This is a genomic window from Agrobacterium sp. LR_9 (assembly GCF_041954855.1).
GTDB classification, from domain to species: domain Bacteria; phylum Pseudomonadota; class Alphaproteobacteria; order Rhizobiales; family Rhizobiaceae; genus Agrobacterium; species Agrobacterium leguminum.
On record NZ_JAVAYA010000008.1, the window covers coordinates 26,243 to 49,927 of the forward strand.

22 protein-coding genes are annotated in these 23,685 nt (G+C 60.3%); 16 read left to right on the forward strand and 6 right to left on the reverse strand.

What is annotated here, in order from left to right:
* Nucleotides 1-86: 86 nt before the first annotated feature.
* The 3 genes from RAC79_RS11550 to RAC79_RS11560 all read right to left on the reverse strand — a co-directional run bounded on the left by RAC79_RS11550 (nt 87) and on the right by RAC79_RS11560 (nt 3,863).
* On the reverse strand, nt 87-1,007 hold the full coding sequence (locus RAC79_RS11550; protein ID WP_003523158.1) for an ABC transporter permease: 921 nt from the start codon (nt 1,005-1,007) through the stop codon (nt 87-89).
* A complete protein-coding gene (locus tag RAC79_RS11555; RefSeq protein ID WP_174037633.1) occupies nt 1,000-2,010 on the reverse strand; it encodes an ABC transporter permease in 1,011 nt (336 codons plus the stop codon). The genes RAC79_RS11550 and RAC79_RS11555 overlap by 8 nt, the downstream gene beginning before the upstream one ends.
* A 143-nt stretch (nt 2,011-2,153) precedes the next feature.
* On the reverse strand, nt 2,154-3,863 hold the full coding sequence (locus RAC79_RS11560; RefSeq protein WP_174037635.1) for a peptide ABC transporter substrate-binding protein: 1,710 nt from the start codon (nt 3,861-3,863) through the stop codon (nt 2,154-2,156).
* Between the two features lie 305 nt (nt 3,864-4,168).
* Between RAC79_RS11560 and RAC79_RS11565 the strand changes: the two genes are divergently transcribed.
* The 11 genes from RAC79_RS11565 to RAC79_RS11615 all read left to right on the forward strand — a co-directional run bounded on the left by RAC79_RS11565 (nt 4,169) and on the right by RAC79_RS11615 (nt 17,516).
* Nucleotides 4,169-5,332 carry a M20 aminoacylase family protein gene (locus RAC79_RS11565; protein WP_125146488.1) on the forward strand — a complete coding sequence of 388 codons (1,164 nt, stop codon included), beginning with the start codon at nt 4,169-4,171 and terminating at the stop codon, nt 5,330-5,332.
* A gap of 48 nt (nt 5,333-5,380) precedes the next feature.
* Nucleotides 5,381-7,231, forward strand: a complete 1,851-nt coding sequence (locus tag RAC79_RS11570) for an ABC transporter ATP-binding protein (protein ID WP_065655299.1) — start codon at nt 5,381-5,383, stop codon at nt 7,229-7,231.
* A 298-nt stretch (nt 7,232-7,529) separates the two neighbouring features.
* Nucleotides 7,530-8,483, forward strand: coding sequence for a sugar-binding transcriptional regulator (locus tag RAC79_RS11575; protein ID WP_020813212.1), 954 nt, complete (start codon nt 7,530-7,532; stop codon nt 8,481-8,483).
* 144 nt (nt 8,484-8,627) lie between these two features.
* On the forward strand, nt 8,628-9,941 hold the full coding sequence (locus RAC79_RS11580; protein WP_065655300.1) for a sugar ABC transporter substrate-binding protein: 1,314 nt from the start codon (nt 8,628-8,630) through the stop codon (nt 9,939-9,941).
* 173 nt (nt 9,942-10,114) lie between these two features.
* Entirely contained in the window at nt 10,115-10,987 is an 873-nt protein-coding gene (locus tag RAC79_RS11585) for a carbohydrate ABC transporter permease (protein ID WP_104679882.1), read from the forward strand.
* A 12-nt stretch (nt 10,988-10,999) separates the two neighbouring features.
* Entirely contained in the window at nt 11,000-11,824 is an 825-nt protein-coding gene (locus RAC79_RS11590; protein ID WP_003525171.1) for a carbohydrate ABC transporter permease, read from the forward strand.
* 12 nt (nt 11,825-11,836) lie between these two features.
* Nucleotides 11,837-12,835, forward strand: coding sequence for an ABC transporter ATP-binding protein (locus RAC79_RS11595; protein WP_374997011.1), 999 nt, complete (start codon nt 11,837-11,839; stop codon nt 12,833-12,835).
* Nucleotides 12,832-13,608, forward strand: a complete 777-nt coding sequence (locus RAC79_RS11600; RefSeq protein WP_374997012.1) for an L-iditol 2-dehydrogenase — start codon at nt 12,832-12,834, stop codon at nt 13,606-13,608. Before RAC79_RS11595 ends, RAC79_RS11600 begins: the two co-directional genes overlap by 4 nt.
* A gap of 61 nt (nt 13,609-13,669) precedes the next feature.
* Complete coding sequence (locus RAC79_RS11605) at nt 13,670-15,154, forward strand: mannitol dehydrogenase family protein (RefSeq protein WP_078052244.1); 1,485 nt, start codon at nt 13,670-13,672, stop codon at nt 15,152-15,154.
* 7 nt (nt 15,155-15,161) lie between these two features.
* Complete coding sequence (locus RAC79_RS11610) at nt 15,162-15,881, forward strand: HAD family hydrolase (RefSeq protein ID WP_059759542.1); 720 nt, start codon at nt 15,162-15,164, stop codon at nt 15,879-15,881.
* A gap of 60 nt (nt 15,882-15,941) precedes the next feature.
* On the forward strand, nt 15,942-17,516 hold the full coding sequence (locus RAC79_RS11615) for an FGGY-family carbohydrate kinase (protein ID WP_162934256.1): 1,575 nt from the start codon (nt 15,942-15,944) through the stop codon (nt 17,514-17,516).
* Nucleotides 17,517-17,734: 218 nt separating this feature from the next.
* Here the strand turns inward: RAC79_RS11615 and RAC79_RS11620 are convergent, their stop codons facing one another.
* A complete protein-coding gene (locus RAC79_RS11620; protein WP_374997013.1) occupies nt 17,735-18,568 on the reverse strand; it encodes a MurR/RpiR family transcriptional regulator in 834 nt (277 codons plus the stop codon).
* Nucleotides 18,569-18,866: 298 nt separating this feature from the next.
* Between RAC79_RS11620 and RAC79_RS11625 the strand changes: the two genes are divergently transcribed.
* On the forward strand, nt 18,867-19,604 hold the full coding sequence (locus tag RAC79_RS11625; protein ID WP_374997014.1) for a sulfate transporter family protein: 738 nt from the start codon (nt 18,867-18,869) through the stop codon (nt 19,602-19,604).
* Here RAC79_RS11625 and nth read toward each other — a convergent pair.
* Nucleotides 19,566-20,348 (reverse strand): endonuclease III, encoded by a 783-nt coding sequence (gene nth, locus RAC79_RS11630; RefSeq protein ID WP_374997015.1) that lies wholly within the window; start codon nt 20,346-20,348, stop codon nt 19,566-19,568. The genes RAC79_RS11625 and nth overlap by 39 nt on opposite strands.
* Before the next feature lie 37 nt (nt 20,349-20,385).
* Here nth and RAC79_RS11635 point away from each other — a divergent pair, with 37 nt between their 5' ends.
* The 4 genes from RAC79_RS11635 (at nt 20,386) to RAC79_RS11650 (ending at nt 22,542) form a co-directional block, all read left to right on the forward strand.
* Nucleotides 20,386-20,868, forward strand: coding sequence for a DUF2244 domain-containing protein (locus tag RAC79_RS11635; protein WP_080857888.1), 483 nt, complete (start codon nt 20,386-20,388; stop codon nt 20,866-20,868).
* Nucleotides 20,869-21,085: 217 nt separating this feature from the next.
* On the forward strand, nt 21,086-21,958 hold the full coding sequence (locus RAC79_RS11640; RefSeq protein ID WP_374997016.1) for a methylated-DNA--[protein]-cysteine S-methyltransferase: 873 nt from the start codon (nt 21,086-21,088) through the stop codon (nt 21,956-21,958).
* A 54-nt stretch (nt 21,959-22,012) separates the two neighbouring features.
* Nucleotides 22,013-22,249, forward strand: coding sequence for a CopG family ribbon-helix-helix protein (locus RAC79_RS11645; protein WP_035228253.1), 237 nt, complete (start codon nt 22,013-22,015; stop codon nt 22,247-22,249).
* A gap of 5 nt (nt 22,250-22,254) precedes the next feature.
* Nucleotides 22,255-22,542, forward strand: coding sequence for a type II toxin-antitoxin system mRNA interferase toxin, RelE/StbE family (locus RAC79_RS11650; protein ID WP_059759532.1), 288 nt, complete (start codon nt 22,255-22,257; stop codon nt 22,540-22,542).
* On the opposite strand, the gene RAC79_RS11655 is transcribed toward RAC79_RS11650, so the two are convergent.
* Nucleotides 22,539-23,513 (reverse strand): sugar-binding transcriptional regulator, encoded by a 975-nt coding sequence (locus tag RAC79_RS11655; RefSeq protein ID WP_065656361.1) that lies wholly within the window; start codon nt 23,511-23,513, stop codon nt 22,539-22,541. The two genes, RAC79_RS11650 and RAC79_RS11655, sit on opposite strands and share 4 nt — an antisense overlap.
* Nucleotides 23,514-23,685: the final 172 nt, after the last annotated feature.

Here is a 23,685-nt window from a genome sequence, read left to right on the forward strand (position 1 = left end):
TGCGCGGCGGGGAGAGTTCTTTCAGCCCAAGGACTTGGGCTGGCTGGATCCCTGTGACAAGCACAGGGATGAGGGAAGGGGAGCGCTCAGCTCTTAAGCGCCCTTGGATCAAGCGCATCACGCACAGCATCACCGATGTAATTCACACTCAGAACCGTTAGCGAAATCGCCAGCCCCGGCCACAGCACGCGCGAGGGCGTCAGTTGCAGGAAGTTCGCGCCGTCGAACAGCAGCCGTCCCCAGGTCGGAAAATCGGAGGGGAAGCCGAGGCCGAGGAAGGACAGCGCGGATTCCGTGATGATGGCGGCGGCAATGCCGAGCGTGGCCGAGACCATGATCGAGCTCAGCACATTCGGCAATATATGCCTGAGGATGATGCGGTATTCGCGCATGCCGCTCGATTTCGCCGCCATGATGAATTCCTGGCTTTTGATCGTCAGCACATCGCCGCGCACGATACGGGCCGTATGCATCCAGCTGGTTATCCCGATCACGAAGACGATGAGGATGAAGATGCCGGTTTCCGGCCCGAAGGCGGCGCGCAGCGTATCGCGAAACAGCATCAGGATGACGAGCAGCAGCGGCAAGAGCGGCAGCGCCAGGAACAGGTCGGTCAGCCGCATCAGCGGGCCGTCGAGCCTGCGGAAATAGCCGGACAGCACGCCCACCAGCGTTCCGAGAAACAGCGCCAGCAGCATGGCGGTGATGCCGACGGCAAGCGAAATGCGCCCGCCGGCCAGAACCTGCGCCAGCATGTCCTTGCCGAGATTATCGGTGCCGAAAGGATGCGCAAGCGACGGCCACTGGTTGCGCGCCTTCACATTGATGGCGTTGGGCGCAACGGTGTGGATATAAGGGCCGACATAGACCGCCAGCAGGATGAAAACGAAGACGAAGAGGCCCGCCACGCCGCCCTTGTGAACGCGGAACTGTTTCCAGATATCGGCAAGGGCGGATTGCGTGGGGGTGGCCGCAACCGTCGGCGCTGCGATGGTGGCGTCAGTCATAGCGGATCCTCGGGTCGAGAATGCCATACAGCACGTCGGCAATCAGGTTGAAGAGCACGATAAGCACGGCGAAAATGAAGGTCAGCGTCTGCACCAGCGGAATATCCGCGCCCTGAACGGCGGTGATCAGCAATTGGCCAAGCCCGTTCACGCGGAAAATCTGCTCGGTAATGATGGCGCCGGAAAAGATCGTCGGCACGCCGAGCGCAATCACGGTCACGACCGGGATCAGGCTGTTGCGCAGCACGTGGATGAGCAGCACGGATTTTTCCTTCACGCCCTTGGCGCGCGCGGTGCGCACATAATCCTGATGCAGATTGTCGAGCATGGAGGCGCGTACGAAGCGGCTGATCTGCGAGACATTGTAGAGCGTTAGCACCAGCACCGGCAGGAACATCTGCTTTACCTGCGCCACGAAACTTCCCCAGTCGGTCACCTGAAGATTGGTGTCGTAAACGGAAGGGAACCATTGCAGGTAGGAGCTGAAGATGACGACCAGCAGAACGCCGGTAAAGAAGGTCGGCACCGAATAACCGACCATCGAGACAAAGGTGCCGATCTGGTCGAAGATCGAATATTGCTTATAGGCGGAGATGACGCCGATCGGGATCGCCAGCAGCGCACCGAAGAGATAGGCGAGGCCCACCACCCACAGCGTCTGCGGCATGCGCTGAATGACGAGATCGACCACCGGGCTGCGTGTCGCCCAGGAGAGCACCCGCATGCGGCTGCCATCGCCGATCTGCCAGCCGGTCAGCTTTTCCAGGAGGTTCAGCGGTTCGTTGATGAAGAACTGCTGAAGCCACATGAGGTAACGGATGAAGAAGGGCTGGTCGAGGCCAAGCGAGGCGCGGATTTGCTCGCGCACTTCCGGCGGGATGGTGAGCGGCAGGTCGCCGGTCGGGTCGTTCGGCGCAAGATCGAGCAGCGCGAAGATGACGAAGCTGATGACAAGCAGCGTCGGTACGGCAAAGGCAAGCCGCCGGAGCGTAAAGGTAAACATCTGAAACTCTCCAGACCCAGAGCGCGACAGGACGAAAATTGGGAGCGTTTTCGCCTTAACGCGGCAAATGTGTCTTCAGATCATGGTCCAGGGGCATGCAGAAGGCCGGCCTCTCCGGGGGGAGAAGCCGGCGCATCTGCGTGTTACTTCTTGCGGGACCAGTCCGCGACGTTCCAGAGTTCCGAATCCCAGGCATTCATACGAACGCCTTCCAGCGTCAGCGAATGCGAGGAAACGCTGCCGCGGTGGATGAGCGGAATATGCGCGCCTTCCTCCGTCAGCATGTCGTTCAGCTGCTTGGAAATCTCCGCGCGCTTGGCAAGCTCGGCGGTCTTGGAGAGTTCACCCACCAGCTTGTCGAATTCCGGGTTGCAATAACGCGGAATATTCTGGCCCTGCCAGCCGTTTTCCGGGGCCGGAATCTTGTCGCACAGCCATTCCGCCAGATATTTTTCCGGGTCCGTGCCGTCGAAATTGTTGGTGTACATTTCGACGTCGGCATAAAATTTCTGGAAGGTATCCGGGCTTGCCGGGTCGCCGCCGAAGAAGACCGAAGCGCTGACATTGCGCAGTTCGGAGGCAACGCCAATCTGCGACCACATGTCCTTCACCAGTTCCTGCGTGGCCTGGCGAACCGAGTTGGTGGAGGTCTGGTAGAGGAAGGAGAGCTTCACGCCATTCTTGGCGCGAATGCCATCGGCGCCCTTCACCCAGCCGGCATCGTCCAGCAGCTTGTTTGCGCCTTCCACATCCTGCTTCAGGCACCAGCTGTCATTCTTGGTGGAAGCGACGGCTTCCGGCGCCGGCACGATGTTGCAGGTCGGCTTGCCCGCTTCGCCATAACCCGCTTCGTCGATGACATCGCGGTCGATGGCGAGCGACAATGCACGGCGCACGGCGGGATCGGAAAGGGCAGGGTGCGGGCCGGCCTGCCTGGTGGAGCGCTTGTCGCCCAGCGAAGGATCGGCATTGTACCAGTTGAGATTGATACGCTCGACCTGGGTGCCGAAGGCTGTCTCAAGCTTGCCTTTACCGGCGGCCACCATGGTGGCGAGGATTTCCGGCTCCACCTGCATGTTCCAGGCATAGTCGAATTCGCCGGTTTCAAGAACGGCGCGTGCGGCGGAAGCGGCATCACCGCCGCCCTTCAGGGTCGCCGTGGCGAAGGCGGGCTTGGCGGGGTCGCGGTAATTGGTGTTGGCGACGAAGCTGATCACGTCATTCGGCTTGAAATCCTTGACCACGAAGGGGCCGGTGCCGATGGGACCGAAATTGGCGGATGTGCAGCCGGGTGCGGCAGCGCCGACGCATTTTTCAAACTGCTTCTTCTGGATGACCGGCGACTGTGCGCCGACGAATGCGGAATAGGGGTAAGGTTTCGGTTCGGTGAAGCTGACCTTGACGGTGTGGGCGTCGACGGCCTCGACATTCTTCACGCCCTCATATTGCGCCGCCTGCGCGCAGCCGCCATCCGGTGCGGTGCAATATTTCCAGGTGAAAATAACATCCTCGGCGGTGAACGGCGTGCCATCCGACCACTTCACGTCGCTTTTCAGCTTCCAGGTCATGCTGAGCAAATCCTTCGCGACGCCGCCATTGTCGATCGTCGGAATTTCGGTGACCAGCATCGGCACCAGCTCGCCCTTTTCGTCGTAGCGCGCCAGCGGCTCAATCACCATGGACGAGCTGTAGACTTCCTTCGTGCCACCGGAAAGATAAGGATTAAGTGTCGATACTGCTTGCCAGAACAGGATTTTCAGTTCGCCGTCACTGCCGCGCTCGGCATGGGCGGCAGAGCCTGCCAGGGCCATGGCCGCCACCGTGCTGGCAAAGAGAACGCTGCGCTTCTTCATTGTCGTTTTCCCCTTTTTGGATTTTATCTGTTTGAATGTTTGACGCTTTTCCCGTCGTCATGTGCAAGGTCTGTTATTCTAAGTATTTGACTTTGCTAAGGAATATTCCTCCATTCCCGATGATGCTATTGTCAGTTTTTTTGAAAAGCAAGTCCCAATGTTCCTTTGATGAACAAAAATTGAGCCATTCAGTTTTGGGCCTATTTTTCGCTCATGCAGCAAATTTCATGCTTGCAAAACGAGAATTTCCAAACGCAATATGGCGTCCGACAACCCGGCGGGGAACAAAAAAAGGGAAAAAGAGAATGCCGATATTGAACCGTGTGGCTGAAATGCAGGAAGAAGTTGCCGGCTGGAGGCGCCATCTGCACGAACACCCGGAACTGCTCTACGATGTCTTCGAAACATCGAAATTCGTGGCCGAAAAACTGAAATCCTTCGGCTGCGACGTCGTCGAGACCGGCATTGGCAAGACCGGCGTGGTCGGCATCATCAAGGGCCGGCACGGGGATGGCCCGACCATCGGTTTCCGTTCCGACATGGACGCGCTGCCGATCCTTGAGACAAGCGGCAAGCCCTGGGCTTCGAAGACGCCGGGCAAGGCCCATTCCTGCGGTCATGACGGGCACACCGCCATGCTTTTGGGTGCGGCGCAATATCTGGCCGAGACCCGCAATTTCAAGGGCTCCGTGGCGGTGATTTTCCAGCCGGCGGAAGAGGGCGGCGCTGGCGCGCTCGCCATGCTGAACGACGGCATGATGGAGAAATTCGGCATTTCGCAGGTCTATGGCATGCATAACGAGCCGGGCATTCCGGTCGGCAATTTCGCCATCCGCAAGGGATCGACCATGGCGGCGGCGGATAGTTTCGAAATCGTCATCACCGGCAAGGGCAGCCATGCGGCCGCCCCACATCTTTCCATCGATCCTGTGCTGACCTCGGCGCATATCATCATCGCCCTGCAATCCATCGTCTCGCGGGAGACGGATCCGCTGAAATCGCTGGTCGTCACCGTCGCCACCACCCATGGCGGCACGGCCGTCAATGTCATTCCCGGTGCGGTGACGCTGACGGGAACGGTGCGCACGCTGCTGCCGGAAACCCGCGATTTCGCCGAAAAGCGCCTGAAGGAAGTGGCCACCGCCACCGCCATGGCGCATGGCGCCACCGTGGAGGTGAATTATCATCGCGGTTATCCCGTCACCTTCAACCACAGTGACGAGACCGAATTCGCGACCGGCGTGGCGATGGGCGTGGCCGGTGCGAACGCCGTCAACACCAATCCAAACCCGCATATGGGGGCAGAGGATTTCTCCTATATGCTGGAAGCGCGCCCCGGCGCCTTCATCTTCATCGGCAATGGCGATACCGCCGGGCTGCACAATGCGGCCTATGATTTCAACGACGATGCGCTGCCTTACGGCATCAGCTACTGGGTTTCGATGGCCGAAACCGCACTTGCTGCGTAAGACATCCGGCGGCCTTCATGGCCGCCTTTTGCTTTTCAGGAGATCGGCATGCTTTTGGCGGCAACGTCCATGGAACAGACCGGCGGTTCGGTAAGCCCGGTTTTATCGGTTCAAAATCTCACCACATCCTTCCGCGTCGATGGCGGCTGGAAATCCGTGGTCCGCAATATGAGTTTCGAGATCGCGCCGCGCGAAACGGTGGCGATCGTCGGCGAAAGCGGCTCCGGCAAGAGCGTTACCTCGCTCTCCATCATGCGGCTGCTCGATAAAAAGACGAGCCGCATCGAAGGCAAGGTCATGCTCGGCGGGCGCGACCTGCTGGCGCTGCCGGAAGAGGAGATGCGCAAGGTTCGCGGCAAGGACATTTCGATGATCTTCCAGGAGCCGATGACCAGCCTTAACCCGATCTTCCCGATCGGCAAGCAGATCGCCGAGGCGCTGACCGTGCATCAGGATATTTCCTCATCCGCTGCGCGCGCCGAGGTCATTCGCCTGCTTGAGAAGGTCCGTATTCCCAATGCGAAGAACCGTTTCGATGATTACCCGCACCAGTTTTCCGGCGGCATGCGCCAGCGCGTGATGATCGCCATGGCGCTCGCCTCCAAACCGAAGCTGCTGATCGCCGACGAGCCGACAACGGCGCTCGACGTCACCATTCAGGGCCAGATTCTCGACCTCATCAAGACGCTGCAGGAAGAGGAGGGCATGTCGGTCCTGTTCATCACCCATGATATGGGCGTGGTGGCGGAAGTCTCGGACCGCACCATCGTCATGTTCCGCGGCGATGTGGTGGAAACCGGCACCACCGACGACATCTTCCATCGTGGCCGCCATCCTTATACGCGGGCGCTGCTTTCGGCGGTGCCGAAGCTCGGCTCGATGAAGGAGAGGGTGCTGCCGGCCCGTTTCCCGATCATCGATATCAAGACCGGCGAAAGCCAGCCCGTCGCGGAGGTGAAGGATACGGTCTCCGGCGGCCGCACGCCCATTCTTTCCGTCAAGGACCTCACCACCCGTTTCGATATCCGCACCGGCCTTTTCGGCCGCAAATCCGGCGCCGTGCATGCGGTGGAAAAGGTCTCCTTCGATCTCGCCGAGGGCGAAACCCTGTCTCTCGTGGGTGAATCGGGCTGCGGCAAGTCCACCACGGGCCGCTCCATCACCCGGCTGATCGAGCCGACATCCGGCAATGTCATGCTTGACGGTTACGAGGTGCTGAAGCTCGACAAGACGACGCTGCGCACCATGCGCCGCAGCGTGCAGATGATCTTCCAGGATCCCTTCGCCTCGCTCGATCCGCGCATGAGCATCGGCACGGCGATCATGGAGCCCTTTATCGAGCATCGCCTTGGAACCAAGCAGCAGGCTCGCGAAAAGGCGGCCGATCTTCTGGAAAAGGTGGGCCTCAGCCCGGATATGATGCGGCGTTTCCCGCACGAATTTTCCGGCGGACAGCGCCAGCGTATCGCCATTGCCCGCTCGCTGATGCTCGATCCGAAGGTTATCGTCGCCGATGAGGCGGTGTCTGCGCTCGATGTGTCCATCAAGGCGCAGGTCTGCAACCTGCTGCTCGACCTGCAACAGAGCCTCAACCTCGCTTTCCTGTTTATCAGCCATGACATGGCGGTGGTGGAGCGCGTCAGCCATCGTGTGGCGGTGATGTATCTCGGCGAGATCGTCGAAATCGGGCCGCGCGCGGCGGTTTTCGACAATCCGCAACATCCCTATACGAAAAAGCTGATGTCCGCCGTTCCGGTGCCGGACCCGGCGCGGCGGCAGATCCGGCGCAACATGGCGACCGACGAGATCAAAAGCCCGATTCGGCCGGTGGATTATGTGCCGCCGCAGCGCCATTACCGCGAGGTTTCCGCCGGGCATCTGGTGCAGGAAGCAGCGTGAATGAGGGTATGGGCGGAGAGCTGGTAAGGAACCGAGCGGTCGCCGCGCATTTCTTCTCCCCGTGGGGGAGAAGGTCGCGGCAGCGGGATGAGGGGGCAAGTTCTCCGTATATCGCTAACGTTGCCCCCTCATCCGACCCTTCGGGCCACCTTCTCCCCGGCGGGGAGAAGAAATTTGCCGCACCGCCACGCCAGATGATTTTAGGCCCGCCGCACGCCCTCTTCCGAATCCCCCGTTTGACAGCCGACGCAAAAAAATGCCAGCAAATGCGCAAGCATAATTCTTAAAGGGCGGCGGCATGGCCAGACGAAACGACGCACATGGACGGCTGGATGATGCGGCCCGTGCCGGCTGGCTTTATTATGTCGCTGGGCGCACGCAGGATGAGATCGCCGCCGCCATGGGCATTTCCCGGCAATCGGCGCAGCGGCTTGTGTCGCTTGCCGTCGCCGAGCGGTTGATCAAGGTGCGGCTCGATCACCCTATCGCCGCCTGTCTCGAAAAAGCCGAACGGCTGAAAGAGAAATTCGACCTGAAATATATCGAGGTGGTGCCGAGCGATCCGGCCGGGGTCTCCTCAACTGTCGGCATTGCCGAGGCCGGGGCGGCGGAAATCGAGCGCTGGCTGAAGAATGCCGATCCCATCGTGCTCGCCATCGGCACCGGCCGTACCTTGAAGGCCGCCGTCGACCAGCTGCCCCCGATGGAATGCCCCCAGCATCGCATCGTGTCGCTGACGGGCAATATCGGGCCGGATGGCTCGGCCGCCTATTATAACGTCATCTTCAGCATGGCCGATGCTATCAAGGCACGGCATTTCCCAATGCCGCTGCCGGTTCTATGTTCTTCTGCGGAAGAGCGCGAATTGTTGCACGACCAGTCCATGGTGCGCTCCACGCTGGCGCTGGGTTCTGCCGCCAATGTCACCTTCGTCGGTGTCGGCGAACTCGGCGAAAACGCACCGCTCTGCGTCGACGGTTTTCTGGGTGTCGACGAGATGAAGGCGCTGATGGCAAGCGGTGCCGTTGGCGAGATTTGCGGCTGGATGTATGATGCCAATGGCCGCATTCTCGAGCATTCCGTCAACGAGCGCGTCGCCTCCGTTCCCATCCCTTCAAGAGACACCTGCACCGTCATCGGCATGGCGCAGGGCGCACGCAAGAACGCCTCGATTCTGGCGGCGTTGAGGGGTGGTCTGCTGAACGGCCTCATCACCGATGAAGTCACAAGCGAATATTTGCTCACGCACTGAGCAAAAATTAAACACATAAAATCAATGGCTTGGTTTTTCCATGTGCGTCGCAGCACAGGATGTCGCTTGACTTTTTTGCTGATGAGGTGAGTAAATGCCCTAGAGCAAAGCGAATGCTCATCATTTTTCTTCTGGGAGGAAGATATGACATTGAAGACCATTTTGCTGGGCGCATGCTCGGCACTCGCCTTTTCGACCCTTGCTTCCGCCGAGACGCTGACCATCGCGACCGTGAACAACGGCGATATGATCCGCATGCAGGGTCTGACCTCGGACTTCACCACCAAGAACCCCGACATCAAGGTCGAGTGGGTGACGCTTGAAGAAAACGTCCTGCGTGAGCGCGTGACCACCGATATCGCCACCAATGGCGGCCAATACGACATCATGACCATCGGCAATTACGAAGTGCCGATCTGGGCCAAGCAGGGCTGGCTGCTGCCGCTCGAAAAGCTCGGCGACAAATATGACGTCGACGATCTGCTGCCGGCGATCCGCGGCGGCCTCTCCAGCGAAGGCAAGCTTTACGCCGCGCCCTTCTATGGCGAATCCGCCATGATCATGTATCGCAAGGACCTGTTCGAAAAAGCCGGCCTGAAGATGCCCGATAACCCGACCTGGGAATTCATCGGCGACGCTGCCCGCAAGATTACTGACCGCAAGGCCGATATCAACGGCATCTGCCTGCGCGGCAAGGCCGGCTGGGGCGAAAACATGGCCTTCATCAGCGCGCTCACCAACTCCTTCGGCGGCCGCTGGTTCGATGAAAACTGGAAGCCGCAGTTCGATCAGCCGGAATGGAAGAGCTCCCTGCAGTTCTACGTCGATCTGATGAAAGATGCCGGCCCTTCCGGTGCATCCTCGAACGGCTTCAACGAAAACCTGACGCTGTTCCAGCAGGGCAAGTGCGGCATGTGGATCGACGCTACGGTCGCTGCTTCCTTCGTCTCCAACCCGAAGGATTCCACCGTTGCCGACAAGGTCGGTTATGCCATCTTCCCGACGCATGGCGAGCTGAAGAACCACGGCAACTGGCTGTGGTCGTGGAACCTCGCGATCCCGAAGAGCTCGCAGAAGGCGGAAGCGGCCGAGAAGTTCATCTCTTGGGCAACCAGCAAGGAATATACCGAGCTCGTCGCTTCCAAGGAAGGCTGGGCAAATGTGCCTCCGGGCACCCGCACCTCGCTTTACAAGAATGCCGAGTATGAAAAGGCCGCCGCCTTCGCCAAGCCGACGCTTGCCGCGATGGATGCCGCTGACATCACCAAGCCGACCGTAAAGCCCGTGCCTTACACCGGCGGTCAGTTCGTGGCGATCCCTGAATTCCAGGCGCTCGGCACCACGGTCGGTCAGCTGTTCTCGGCGGTCGTTGCCGGTCAGTCCAGCGTTGACGATGCGCTTGCGGGCGCCCAGTCGACCGCGACGCGTGAAATGACCCGCGCCGGCTACATCAAGTAATCCTCCCGAAGATCGCTGCCCGGCGCCAATGCCGGGCAGCGAACCTTGGGATGGAAAGCCGCCGGTCTGTACGGCGGCGTTTAAGCCTTTCAAATCAAAACAAGAATGAGCCGGTTCTTCCGGATATGCCGGGCGCATGTCGTGACGCCCCGGCCCAAGGGGAGGTGAGTGCAATGGCAACCCGAAACACGAGCGGATTAGCGCGGGTGATGCTTGCGCCATCGGTGCTGTTGTTGCTGGTGTGGATGATCGTGCCTCTGGCGATGACGCTCTGGTTCTCGTTCCAGAACTACAATCTCCTCAACCCGGCCAATGTCAGCTTCGCTGGTCTGTTCAATTACCAGTATTTCTACACCGACCCGGCCTTCTTCCAGTCGATCTGGAACACGCTGTTGATTGTCGGCGGTGTGCTGCTCATCACGGTGGTTGGCGGCATCGCCATTGCGCTTCTGCTCGACAATGACATTTTCGGCCAGGGCATCGTGCGCATCATGATCATCTCGCCCTTCTTCGTCATGCCGCCAGTGGCCGCACTGGTCTGGAAGAACATGATCATGCATCCCGGTTACGGCGTGCTGGCCGATCTCTCCCGCTTCTTCGGTTTCCAGCCGGTCGACTGGTTTGCGCAGTTTCCGCTCTTGTCCATCATCATCATCGTCGCCTGGCAATGGCTGCCCTTTGCAACGCTGATCCTCTTGACCGCCCTGCAGTCGCTCGATGGCGAACAGAAGGAAGCCGCCGAGATGGATGGCGCCAACTTCGTCAACCGCTTCGTCTATCTGACCCTGCCGCATCTGTCGCGCGCCATCACCGTCGTCATTCTCATCCAGACGATCTTCCTGCTCGGCGTTTACGCGGAAATCCTCGTCACCACCAATGGCGGCCCCGGTTACGCTTCCACCAACCTCGCCTTCCTCATCTATCGCACAGCACTTCTGGGCTACGACGTCGGCGGCGCTTCGGCCGGCGGCATCATCGCCGTCATCCTCGCCAATATCGTCGCCATCTTCCTGATGCGCGCCGTCGGCAAGAACCTCGACCGGTAAGGGGGAAACATCATGGCCCGCAAGACAACCACACGCGCAAAGATCGGCTTTTCCATCGCGGCCTGGGCCGTGGCGCTGCTGCTGTTCTTCCCGATCCTCTACGCCTTCCTCACCTCGATCAAGACCGAGCCCGAGGCAATCGCCGGCTTCAGCCTCATTCCGTCGGGCACGCTCGAGAATTACGTGACGGTCCAGACCCAGCGCGATTACTTCAAGCCGTTCATGAATTCGGTGGTGCTGTCGCTCGGCTCGACGATCATCGCGCTGATCATCGCCATTCCCGCCGCCTGGGCCATGGCGTTCTCGCCGACCAAGCGCACCAAGGACATTTTGATGTGGATGCTCTCCACCAAGATGATGCCGGCCGTCGCCGTGCTGGTGCCGATCTATCTGATCTTCCGCAATGCCGGCCTGCTCGATACCCGCATCGGGCTCACCATCATGCTCACCTTCATCAACCTGCCGATCGTCATCTGGATGCTCTACACCTACTTCCGGGAAATCCCCGGCGAGATTCTCGAAGCCGCCCGCATGGATGGCGCATCGCTGTGGAATGAGATCGTCCATGTACTGACCCCGATGGCGGTTCCGGGCATTGCCTCAACGCTGCTCCTCAACGTCATCCTCGCCTGGAACGAATCCTTCTGGACCATCCGGCTGACGACCACCAATGCAGCCCCGCTGACGGCCTTCATCGCCTCCTTCTCAAGCCCACAGGGGCTGTTCTGGGCAAAACTCTCGGCCGCCTCGATGATGGCGATCGCCCCCATTCTCGTCATCGGCTGGTTCTCGCAGAAACAACTCGTGCGTGGCCTGACCTTTGGCGCCGTGAAATAAGGAACGACAAACATGGGCAGCATTTCCCTTCAGAACGTGTCCAAGGTCTTCGGTGAGGCGAAAGTCATCCCGTCGATCAATCTCGATATTCATGACGGCGAGTTCGTCGTCTTCGTCGGCCCCTCCGGCTGCGGCAAGTCCACGCTGCTGCGCCTGATTGCCGGGCTGGAAGACGTCTCCGGCGGCAAGATCGTCATCGACGGCAAGGATGTGACGGAAAAGGCGCCGGCCGAGCGCGGCCTTGCCATGGTGTTCCAGTCCTATGCGCTTTATCCGCATATGAGTGTCAGGAACAACATCGCCTTTCCGCTGAAGATGGCCAAGCTTGACAAGGCGATCATCGATAAGAAGGTCGAAGACGCCGCAAGGGTGCTGAACCTTACCGACTATCTCGAGCGCCGGCCCTCGCAGCTGTCGGGCGGCCAGCGCCAGCGTGTCGCCATCGGCCGCGCCATCGTGCGCGAACCTTCCGCCTTCCTGTTCGACGAACCGCTTTCCAACCTCGATGCGGCGCTGCGCGGCACCATGCGGCTGGAAATCTCAGAACTGCACAACACGCTGAAGACGACGATGATCTACGTCACCCACGACCAGGTGGAAGCCATGACCATGGCCGACAAGATCGTGGTGCTCAACCGCGGCAATATCGAGCAGGTCGGCTCACCGATGGAGCTTTACCGCTCCCCCGCCAACCTCTTCGTCGCCGGCTTCATCGGCTCGCCGCGCATGAACCTCATCACCGGCGACTTTGCCCGCCAAAAGGGTGCGACCACCGCCGGCGTGCGGCCGGAGCATCTGGTGCTGTCGAAGGAAAGTGGGCTCTGGCAGGGCAAGGTCACCGTCGCCGAACATCTCGGATCGGATACCTTCCTGCATCTCGAGGTGAACGGCATCGGGCCGATTACCGCAAGGACCGATGGCGAGTTCGAGTGCAAACACGGCGATACCGTCTTCATCACGCCGGATGACACCAAGATCCACAGGTTCGATGAAAAGGGTGTGGCGATATGACGGGAAGACTGGAAGGCAAATCCGCGCTGATAACGGGTTCGGCGCGCGGCATTGGCCGTGCCTTTGCCGAAGCCTATATACGCGAGGGGGCAACCGTCGCCATTGCCGATATCGATTTCGAGCGCGCCAGCAAGACCGCCCGCGAGATCGGCGAGAATGCCTATGCCGTCGAACTCGACGTGACCAAGCAGCATTCCATCGACACCGCTATCCGCACGGTGGAGGGCCAGACCGGTGGGCTCGATATCCTCATCAACAATGCCGCGCTGTTCGACCTCGCACCGATTGTCGAGATCAAACGCGAGAGCTACGAAAGACTGTTTTCGATCAACGTGTCCGGCACGCTGTTCATGATGCAGGCCGCCGCAAAAACAATGATCGCTCGGGGAAAAGGCGGCAAGATCATCAACATGGCAAGCCAGGCCGGCCGGCGCGGCGAGGCCTTGGTGGCGGTTTATTGCGCCACCAAGGCCGCCGTCATCAGCCTCACCCAATCGGCGGGGCTCGATCTCATCCGGCACGGCATCAACGTCAATGCGATTGCGCCGGGCGTGGTCGATGGCGAGCACTGGGACGGCGTGGATGCGCTGTTTGCGAAATACGAAAACCGCCCCACCGGTGAAAAGAAGCGGCTGGTCGGGGAGGCAGTACCCTTCGGCCGCATGGGCCGTGCCGAAGACCTGACCGGCATGGCGATCTTCCTTGCCTCCGATGAGGCACAATACATCGTCGCCCAGACCTATAATGTCGATGGCGGCAACTGGATGAGCTGAGTATCGGGCGCCTGCCGCCCGGCCTTGGCACGAACAACGTTTCCCCTTCGAGGATCGTGACATGACATGCAAACTCTCCCTCGCAACGCTTGACGACGCCAGAAAAACCGCGGCGGTTCCGGCCTATTCCCGGGCCGATCTTTCCGCCGGCATCGTGCATTTCGGCGTCGGCAATTTCCACCGCGCCCATCAGGCGGTTTATCTGGATGACCTCTTCAACACAGGTGCGGACCATGACTTCGCCATCATCGGCGCTGGAGTTCTGCCGTCCGATGCGGTGATGCGCGAAAAGCTTGCCGCGCAGGATTTCCTGACGACAGTGGTGGAGCAGGACAATAACCGCACCGGTGCGCGCGTCACCGGGCCGATGATCGACATTCTGAAGGTCGGCGACACGAAGGCCATCATCGATACGCTCGCCGATCCGAAAATCCGCATCGTTTCCATGACGATTACCGAGGGCGGTTATTTCATCGATGCTTCCGGTTCCTTCAATCCGCAGCATCCGGCCATTGCCGAGGACGGGAGGAACCCGGCTTCGCCGAAAACCGTGTTCGGCCTCATCGTCGCCGGGCTGAAGGCGCGGCGGGACAAGGGGCTGCAACCCTTTACCGTCATGTCCTGCGACAACATTCCGCATAATGGCAAGGTCACGAAAAATGCCGTGGTCGGGCTGGCGGCCCTGTCCGATCCTGCCTTCGCCAACTGGATCGGCGAAAATGTCGCTTTCCCCAATTCCATGGTCGACCGCATTACGCCCGCGACAGGCGAGCGCGAACGCAATATCGCCCGCGACGATTTCGGCATCGAGGACAACTGGCCGGTCTTCTGCGAGGAGTTCAAGCAATGGGTTATGGAGGATAATTTCCCCGCCGGCCGCCCGGCGCTGGAAAAGGCTGGCGTGCAGTTCGTCAAGGATGTCGCGCCCTATGAGCACATGAAAATCCGCATTCTCAATGGCGGCCATGCGGCAATCGCCTATCCGGCGGCACTGCTCGACATTCATTTCGTGCATGAGGCGATGGAACATCCGCTGATCCGGGCATTTCTGGCAAAGCTTGAAAATGACGAGATCATTCCGGTCATTCCGCCGGTTCCCGATACGAATCTTGCCGATTATTTCGCGCTGATCGAGCGGCGTTTCCTCAATCCGAAGATCGGCGACACCATTCCGCGTCTGGCGCAGGACGGTTCCAACCGCCAGCCGAAATTCATCCTGCCATCCACCGCCGACCGTCTGGCGCGCGGCGAGGATATCGTCGGCCTTTCGCTGGTTTCGGCGCTGTGGTGCCGTTATTTCCAGGGCACCTCCGATAGCGGCAAGGAAATCACCTTCAACGACGCCAGCGCCGAGCGGCTTCAGGCGGCTGCCATCAAGGCCAAGGACGATCCGATGGCCTTCCTCGCGCTTGAAGACATCTTCGGAACGGTTGCCGAATCGGAGCTTTTCCGTAAACGCTTTGCCCATGCATTGAAGACGCTGTGGCAAGAAGGCACGGCGAAGACGTTGCAGCTTTATCTGGATGACAAGCTGGCTGAAAAGTGACCATGAGATGGAAGACGAGACCGGGCCCCTTTTGATTTTCGATTGCGACGGCGTTCTCGTCGATAGCGAGCCGGTCTCCATCTCCGTCCTTCTCGATATGCTCTCCCATCTCGGCGTTACGATGGGAGAGGAAGAGGCCTATGAGCGCTTCCTCGGTCGCAGCGTCGCCAGCATGACGGCGACGTTGTTTGAGGATTACGGTGTCGAAACCGACATCGATTTTCTCGACCATATGCGGGCGACGCTGTTTGAGCGTTTCCGCACCGAGCTTCGGCCGATTGACGGCATTGGCGAAACGCTGGACAGGCTCCTGCCGCTGCGGCGCTGCGTCGCTTCCTCAAGCCAGCCGGAACGCATCCGTTATTCGCTGGGGTTGACGGGCCTGATCGACAAATTCGAACCGCATGTCTTCAGCGCCACCATGGTGAAGAACGGCAAACCGGCACCCGATCTTTTCCTGCATGCGGCGCGCGAAATGGGCGTCGAGCCGCGTCACTGCATCGTGATCGAGGACAGCCCGGCCGGCATTGCCGCCGCAAAGGCGGCTGGCATGGGCGTTTTTGCCTTTACCGGCGGTTCGCATGCGCGCTTTCCCGCATTCCGTGAAAAGATCGCCGGGCTTGGTGCGGATGCGGTGTTTGACGCGATGCCGGATTTGGTCCAACTTGTCGGCAGCTATGTGGGGAAGGGCGGTTTTGACGGCCAAATGGAACGTGATGCGGGCTGAAGCAGATTTTGCCTGCCGCCGTCGCCGGGTCGTTGCGCAAGGGATGGAATTGCAGTCTTGATGCGTCAAAATCTCGTCGCTGTCGATGTCGGCACCGCCAGCGCCCGGGCCGGCATTTTCGATCCGGCCGGCCGGCTGCTTGCCCGCTCCACCCATCCCATCCTGATGCAGAGGCCGCAGGAAAACCACGCCGAACACGATTCCACCGACATATGGAAGGCGGTCTGCATCGTGGTGAGGGCGGCGCTTGCCGAGGCCGGTGTTTCGCCGCAAAGCATAGCCGCCATCGGTTTCGACGCCACCTGCTCGCTGGTCATCCGCGATGGGCGGGGTGAGCCGGTTTCGGTTTCCGTTACCGGTGAAGACCGGTTCGACACCATCGTCTGGCTCGATCACCGGGCGATATCGGAGGCCGATAGCCTGACGGCATCCGGCCACCGGGTGCTGGATTTCGCCGGCAACAGCGTCTCGCCGGAAATGCAGATGCCGAAGCTGATGTGGCTGAAGACGCATATGCCGGCAAGCTGGTCGCGCATGTCCTTCGCCTTCGATCTGGCGGATTTCCTGACGTGGAAGGCGACCGGTTCAGCGCAGCGTTCAAATTGCACGCAGACGGCGAAGTGGAATTTTCTGGCGCAGGAAAATCCCGGCTGGCAGGCGGATTATCTCGAATTGGCGGGCCTTGCCGATTTGAGGGAGCGGGCAGGGCTTCCCGAAACCACGGTAATGCCGGGTGATAGCATCGGCCCGCTTTCGCCCGAAGCCGCCGCCGAACTGGGTCTCGATACCGGCTGCCAGGTGGCGGCGGGCATGATCGACGCCTATGCCGGCGCGCTCGGTGCGCTGGGCGGCTGCCTGTCTGCGGATGTGGGCCGGCATGTGGCGCTGATCGCCGGTACATCGAGCTGCCTTGTCGCCATGTCGGAACGGCAGATGCCCGGCCACAGCCTCTGGGGGCCCTATTGGCAGGCGATCCTGCCGGGTCACTGGCTGGTGGAGGGCGGGCAATCGGCCACCGGCGCGCTGCTCGACCATATTGTACGCATGCACGCGGCTGGCGGTGAGCCGGATACGGCGCTGCATGCCCGCATCGTTGCGCGGGTAACGGAATTGCGCGCGCTTGAGGGTGAGGCCTTCGCCGAGCGGCTGCATGTGCTGCCGGATTTCCACGGCAACCGCTCGCCGCTTGCCGACCCGCACGCCGTCGGCGTCATCAGCGGACTGACTTTGGATACGTCGTTCGACAGTCTCTGCCGTCTTTACTGGCGCACGGCCGTCGCCATTGCGCTTGGCGCCCGCCATGTGCTCGATGCGATGGAGCGTTTCGGTTATGCGGTGGAAAGCCTGCACGTTACCGGCGGGCACGTGAAGAACCCGCTGCTGATGGAGCTTTATGCCGATGTGACGGGCAAGCGCATCGTCGTTCCCGCCACCGCCGATGCGGTGCTGCTCGGCACGGCGATGACGGCGGCGACGGCCGGCGGGGTGCATGCGAACCTTGCCGCAGCAGGGGCCGCCATGTATCCGGGCAATGCAGAAATATCAGGCAATCCTGCGCGTGGCCCCCGTTATGAGCGGGATTACCGCCGTTTTCTCGCCATGTACCGCCATCGTCAGGAACTGGAAAGCCTTTGATTTTCTAAAAGGAAATGACAGGTTAGAGCGCATTGCTGGCGGGTGCCGCTTCTTTCTTCTCCCCGTGGGGGAGAAGGTGGCCCGAAGGGTCGGATGAGGGGGCAAGCTCTCCGAATATCTCTACCGTCGCCCCCTCATCCCGCTGCCGCGACCTTCTCCCCGGCGGGGAGAAGAAACAAGCTGTGGCCGCTCGATCCATAAGCACGCACTGTTGTCGTTCAGCTGCGCAGCGAGCGTTTCAGGGCCGTGAGGTTCTTCGCCCTTGCCCTGCCGCTGTCATCGGCGCTGGCGCCAAGCGAACAGAGGGTAAATTCCAGCAGGGAGACCAGTTGCAGCAGGCCCTGGCCGCCATTCTGCGCCTGCGGCATGGCAAGGCAGAGATCTGCGCTTTCCGGTCCCCATTCATAAAAGCGTGTGGTGATCAGCAATGTCCTGTAGCCGCTCTTGCGCGCCATTGCCGACAGGCGTTGCAGGGGCGACAGGGCGCCGCCGCAATCCATGATGACGAGCAGCGCCTGCGCGGGGTCGAAATCCCACAGGGCCACATAGGCCGCGCTGTCGCTGCCGAGATAATGGATATGGCCCCGGCTCTCCAGAAGCCGCCCGTAAAAATGCCGCCCGGCATCGAGACCTTCCGGAGAGGTTGCCAGAAAAACATTGCCCGCCGTGGCGATCTCGTTCATGGCGACCCGCCAGATCGATTGGGTGGTCATGTCGAAAGCGGTCTGGATGGCCTGAATCTGCTGGGACAGAAGCTGTGAAAACGGGTTGGAACGGCGTTCGCCGCCTTCGGCCATGGCGGGTTGGTCCGCGCCGGCCGTTTCTTCGGCATGGCGCAGATCGGCGCGGATGTCGCTGAATTGCCGGTATCCCAGCGAGCGCAGGAAACGGCCGACCGTCATCGGACTGAGGCTGAGCTTGGCGGCCAGCGTCTGGGCCGTCTCGAACGGCAATTCGTCCAGATGTTCGATCAGATATTTGGCGATCTTGCGCTCTGAAGGGGTGCCTGCCTTCATGGCGCGCGTAAGGTTCAACAGCAGCTTTTCCACCAACGCCTCATTCTTTTATCTTTTTTGAACGATGATGCATGCGCGCGCGCAAACGAGCGTGCGAACCGCAATTTGACGGTGGGGGATAGCTTTTCCGGCCTTGTCCTCCACCGGACCGGAATGCGAAATATAATAGGTATATTATTATATTTTAGAGATACCTTTTATTCAAGAGAAATTCCATCTGCGGTTTAAATCCAGCCATTTGGCATATTTCCGCCCGTCTTGCAGAGCGGGCTGGCAGCGCTTATCTCTCGTCTGGTAAGCGTGTTTCAACGCGAAAGGCGTCGAGGAGTTCCGGATGATTTTTGATGCGGCGAGGCTTGCCTTCCACAATCTCTTTGCCGCCGAAACCCGGTCGGTCTTCTGGAAGGTTTTGGGGCTCACGCTTCTCATGCTTGCGGCGCTGTGGTTCGCCATCCGCTCGATCTTCATTTATTTCGCCCTGCCGTGGGTGGATACGCTTATCCCCGGCGTGCCGGACTGGGCGGGCTGGTTGACCTTCGTTTTCGCCATTTTCGCCGGCATCGGGCTGGCGCTGGCGCTCGCGCTGCTTATTTCGCCGGTCACCGCCGTCATTGCCGGCCTGTTTCTCGACGATGTCGCCGAAGTGGTCGAGAAAAAGAGCTATCCGAAGGATCCGCCGGGCAAGGCGATGCCGGTCGGCGAGGCCGTTCTGTCGTCCATCAAGTTCTTCGGTGTCGTCATTGCCGGCAACATTGTCGCGCTGTTGCTGCTTCTGGTGCCAGGTATCAATCTCATCGCGTTTTTTCTGGTGAACGGCTATCTGCTCGGCCGGGAATTCTTCGAATTCGCGGCGATGCGCTTCCGCTCGCCCGCCGAAGCGAGGTTGTTCCGCTCAAAACACCGCACCACCGTCTTCATGGCCGGGCTGGTGATAGCGGCCTTCCTGGCGGTGCCGTTCCTCAACCTGTTGACGCCGCTTTTTGCCGCCTCGATGATGGTGCATCTGCACAAGGCCGTCAGCCGGCGCGATCCCTCATTCGCTAGCGGCCGCACCGAACAGCTGCGCGGGTAATTCCACCAGCGGCGCTGGAATATCGAAGGTCTTTTCCGGTGATTTGCAGATATCGGCAATCACGCAGCGTTCGCATTCCGGCTTGCGCGCCTTGCAGCAATAACGCCCATGCAGGATCAGCCAGTGATGGGCATGGAACAGATATTGTTCGGGAATGATGCGGATCAGCCGGTCTTCAACCTCGTCAGGGGTTTTGCCCGGCGCAAGACAGAGCCGGTTGGCAATGCGGAAGACGTGTGTATCCACCGCAAGCGTGGGCACGCCGAAGGCCATGGACATCACCACATTGGCCGTCTTGCGGCCCACACCCGGCAGCGTCACCAGCTCCTCGCGGGTTTTCGGCACCTCGCCGCCGAAATTGTCGATCAGCATCTGCGACAGGGCAATGACGTTTTTCGCCTTGTTGCGGTAAAGTCCGATGGTCTTGATATAACCGATCAGTTCTTCCTCGCCGAGCGCCAGCATCTTTTCCGGCGTATCGGCCACCTTGAACAGCGCGCGTGTGGCCCGGTTCACGCCCACATCGGTCGCCTGCGCGGAAAGCGCCACAGCCACCAGCAGGGTGAAGGGATTGGTATGTTCCAGCTCGCCTTTCGGCTCCGGCCGCTGAATGGAAAAGCGCCGGAAGATTTCGGTGAGCTCGTCCTTCGAATAGGCCGTTTTCACCCGCGCCGGCTTGCGCGCGGATGCCGGATTTGACTTTTTCAATGTTTGGGTGCTGGATCGTTTTTTGACGACTGTCATGGACTATCTATAGCCAGCCCGCCCTGAGGAAAGCAACGTGGATACGCTCAACGACCAGCCGATTTTCGCGGCGGAACTCGTTCCGCACCGTTCGCTTGGCAGAAGGGGTTTCCGGCTGCTCCTGCTTTTCTCCGGCCTGGCCTGCCTTGTCTATGGTGGCTTTTTCCTCGCCACCGGGGCATGGCCGGTCGGCCTGTTTTTAGGGCTGGATTTCCTGCTTCTTTATGCCGCCTTCCGCGCCAATTACCGGGCGGCGAAGGCGCGGGAAGAGGTCAGCGTCTCGCGCACCAGCCTGTCGATCCGCAAATTTTCTCCCGCCGGGCGGATGGTGGAGCATCGCTTCAATCCCTTCTGGGCGCGCTTCAGGGTGAGGCGGCATGACGAGATCGGCATCGTCTCCATGCATGTGACGGGTGAAGGCCGGGCGACCGATATCGGTTCGTTTCTCAATCCGGATGACCGGGAAAGTTTCGCGAAGGCGTTTGGCGGTGCGCTGGCGACTGTCAGGCGGCGGATGTAAGAGGATAATCCAGCTCTCCCTCCGTCATTCCGGCCCTGAGCCGGAATCCAGCCGACGCGCGTCCGCGCGGCGGAAAAGACTCCTTTCAGCCCAAGGACTTGGGCTGGCTGGATACCGGCTCGAGGCCGGTATGACGGTAGAAATGGAGCAGGGCGCAAGAAACGGGTGGAGACGCAGTCGCTTTAATGGTTTTCTCTTACCCGTTAGGAGATTTGCGATGAACGCCAATATTACGCTGAACGAAGACATCACCCCCATCGGATCGGATTACGACACGGTGCGCGGGGTTATCGAGCTTTTGACGCTGGATTATCGCGAGCAGCCCTCCCTCGAAGCCATTGCCGCAGAGCTTGGCCAGTCGCCGACGCAATTGCAGAAGACCTTCACCCGCTGGGCCGGCCTTTCGCCCAAGGCATTCCTGCAGGCCGTAACGCTCGATCATGCCAAGCGGCTGTTGCGCGAAGAGGATTTGCCGCTGCTGGAAACCTCCATTGAGGTCGGTATGTCTGGCCCCGGACGCCTGCACGATCTGTTCGTCACCCATGAGGCCATGTCGCCCGGCGAATGGAAGGCCAAGGGCGGCGGGCTGACGATCCGTTACGGTTTCCACACCTCGCCCTTCGGGCTTGCGCTGGTCATGGTGACCGATCGTGGCCTTGCCGGCTGCGCCTTCGCCGATCCGGGCGAGGAAAGGGCCTGTTTCGAGGACATGGCCGGCCGCTGGCCGAATGCCGATTATGTCGAGGATCGCGAAGCGACGGCACCCTATGCCGCGCGCATCTTCGATCCGTCCATGTGGTCGGCGGACAGGCCGCTGCGCGTCGTGCTGCTCGGCACGGATTTTCAGGTGCGGGTCTGGGAAAGTCTCCTGAAAATTCCGATGGGCCGCGCGGTTACCTATTCGCATATCGCCTGCGATATCGGCCAGCCCACCGCGTCGCGTGCGGTCGGTACGGCGGTCGGCGCCAACCCGGTGTCCTTCGTCGTTCCCTGCCATCGCGCTGTCGGTAAAAGTGGGGCGCTGACGGGCTATCACTGGGGCCTGACCCGCAAGCGGGCGATGCTCGGCTGGGAAACGGGGAAGGTGTGAGGCGAGGCTTGGATTGTCTTTGCCGATCTGCCTGGGATCGGTTATTCTTGGCCCATGAAAAGCACGATTGAACTTCCCGACGATCTTAAACACCGGCTGGATATCTTGGCCGAGCGCTCGAACTCGACTCCAAGCCGCATCATAGAAGATGCGCTTTCTCATGGACGTTCTCTGGCATGGCAGGAGAAATGGACGAGCGGCGTGAGGGCAGGGTTGGCGGAGGCCGATGCCGGGGAGTTTGTTACTGAAGAAGAAATCAACGTCGTTCTGAATAAATATGCCAAGGCCTGAAACGCGTGCGGTTGGTTTGGACGCGGCGTTATCTCCGGGAGCTTGATGCTATAGGCGACTATATCGCCGAACGTAATCCGCGTGCGGCAGTAAAAGTCGTTAGGGCAATTCACCAGACGACGGCACGTCTTTTGTCCGATAATCCTCATTTAGGACGCAGTGGCGAAATCGAAGGGACTAGGGAGCTGGTTATTTCCGGCCTGCCCTACATCGTCGCCTATCGCGTGACGGAGCAACAGGTCGAAATCCTGTTCGTGCAACATGCCGCTCGCGAATGGCCCGACGAGGCCTAAACCAGCTCCATCAACGCTCTTGCCGCCGCCTCGTCTGTAATCAGCGTATTACAGCCGATCCGCTTGATCGTGGCCCGGATGGCGATGGCGCGGTGGGCGCCGCCGGAGGCCAGCACGATGTGTTTTGCCTTGCGCAGCGTGTCGAGATCGATTGCCATGGCGCGCTGGTTGATCGGGTGATCGACCGAGCGACCTTCGGCATCGATGAAATTGAACATGGTGTCGCAGACACAGCCGGCATCGATGAGTTCCTGCAGCGTCGCCTTGGAAATGAAACCCTCCGACAGCGAGGTCGAATGCGGGCCAATATCGCCGCAGGAGACGATGGCGAGATCGAGCGTTTCGGCGAGATCATAAAGCGTCGCGAGCCCGCATTTTTCGATCAGCGCCCGTTTTGTCTCGACGGAATCTACCAGAAGCGGCGCGAGAAACATGTAACATTCCGCCCCGAGCGCGCTCGCCAGCCGCCAGGTGTAATCCAACGGGTTGGTCTGGTGCACGGCGACGATACCGCCGAGCAGCGAGACGACCTTGCAGTTTTCCCGGCGCGGCGGGCGAAAGCTGGAAAGCGAGGCGGTCATGGTGCGGCCCCAGCCGACGCCGATGGTGGCCTCATTCGGCACCGCTTCTGAGAGGAATTGGCCGAGCGCCAGCCCGACGGCTTTGGCCGTGCCTTCGGCGTTCGCCTTATCCGGGGAAGGGATGATCACCGCCTCGTCCAGCCCGTAAGCCGCCTCCAGCCGGCCAGCCAGCTCGACGAAATCCTCAATGCCTTCGTTGATCCATATCTGCACTTCGGAGCGCTTCATCGCCTCGTCCAGAAGGCGGATGACGGTGGAGCGGCTGATGCCCAGTTTCTCGGCGACATCCTTCTGCGTCATGCCCTGATTATAATAGAGCCATGCGGCGCGCAGCCGCAGAGACGCCGCTTCCGAATAGGCCGTATGGGTTTCTCTTCTCAGTTTCGCCACGGTTTCCGCCATTCTTTATGAGTGACCGAGTATCGCAGGCGTGAAACTTATGTCAATTGCGATGCGCAAATGTCTTGACTTTCGACCGTGCCGCTTGCGATAGTCGGAGCCGGATAAACCGCGATTTCGGCCTTGGGCGCACCCCCGGTGCGGGAACGAAATGACGGCTGAG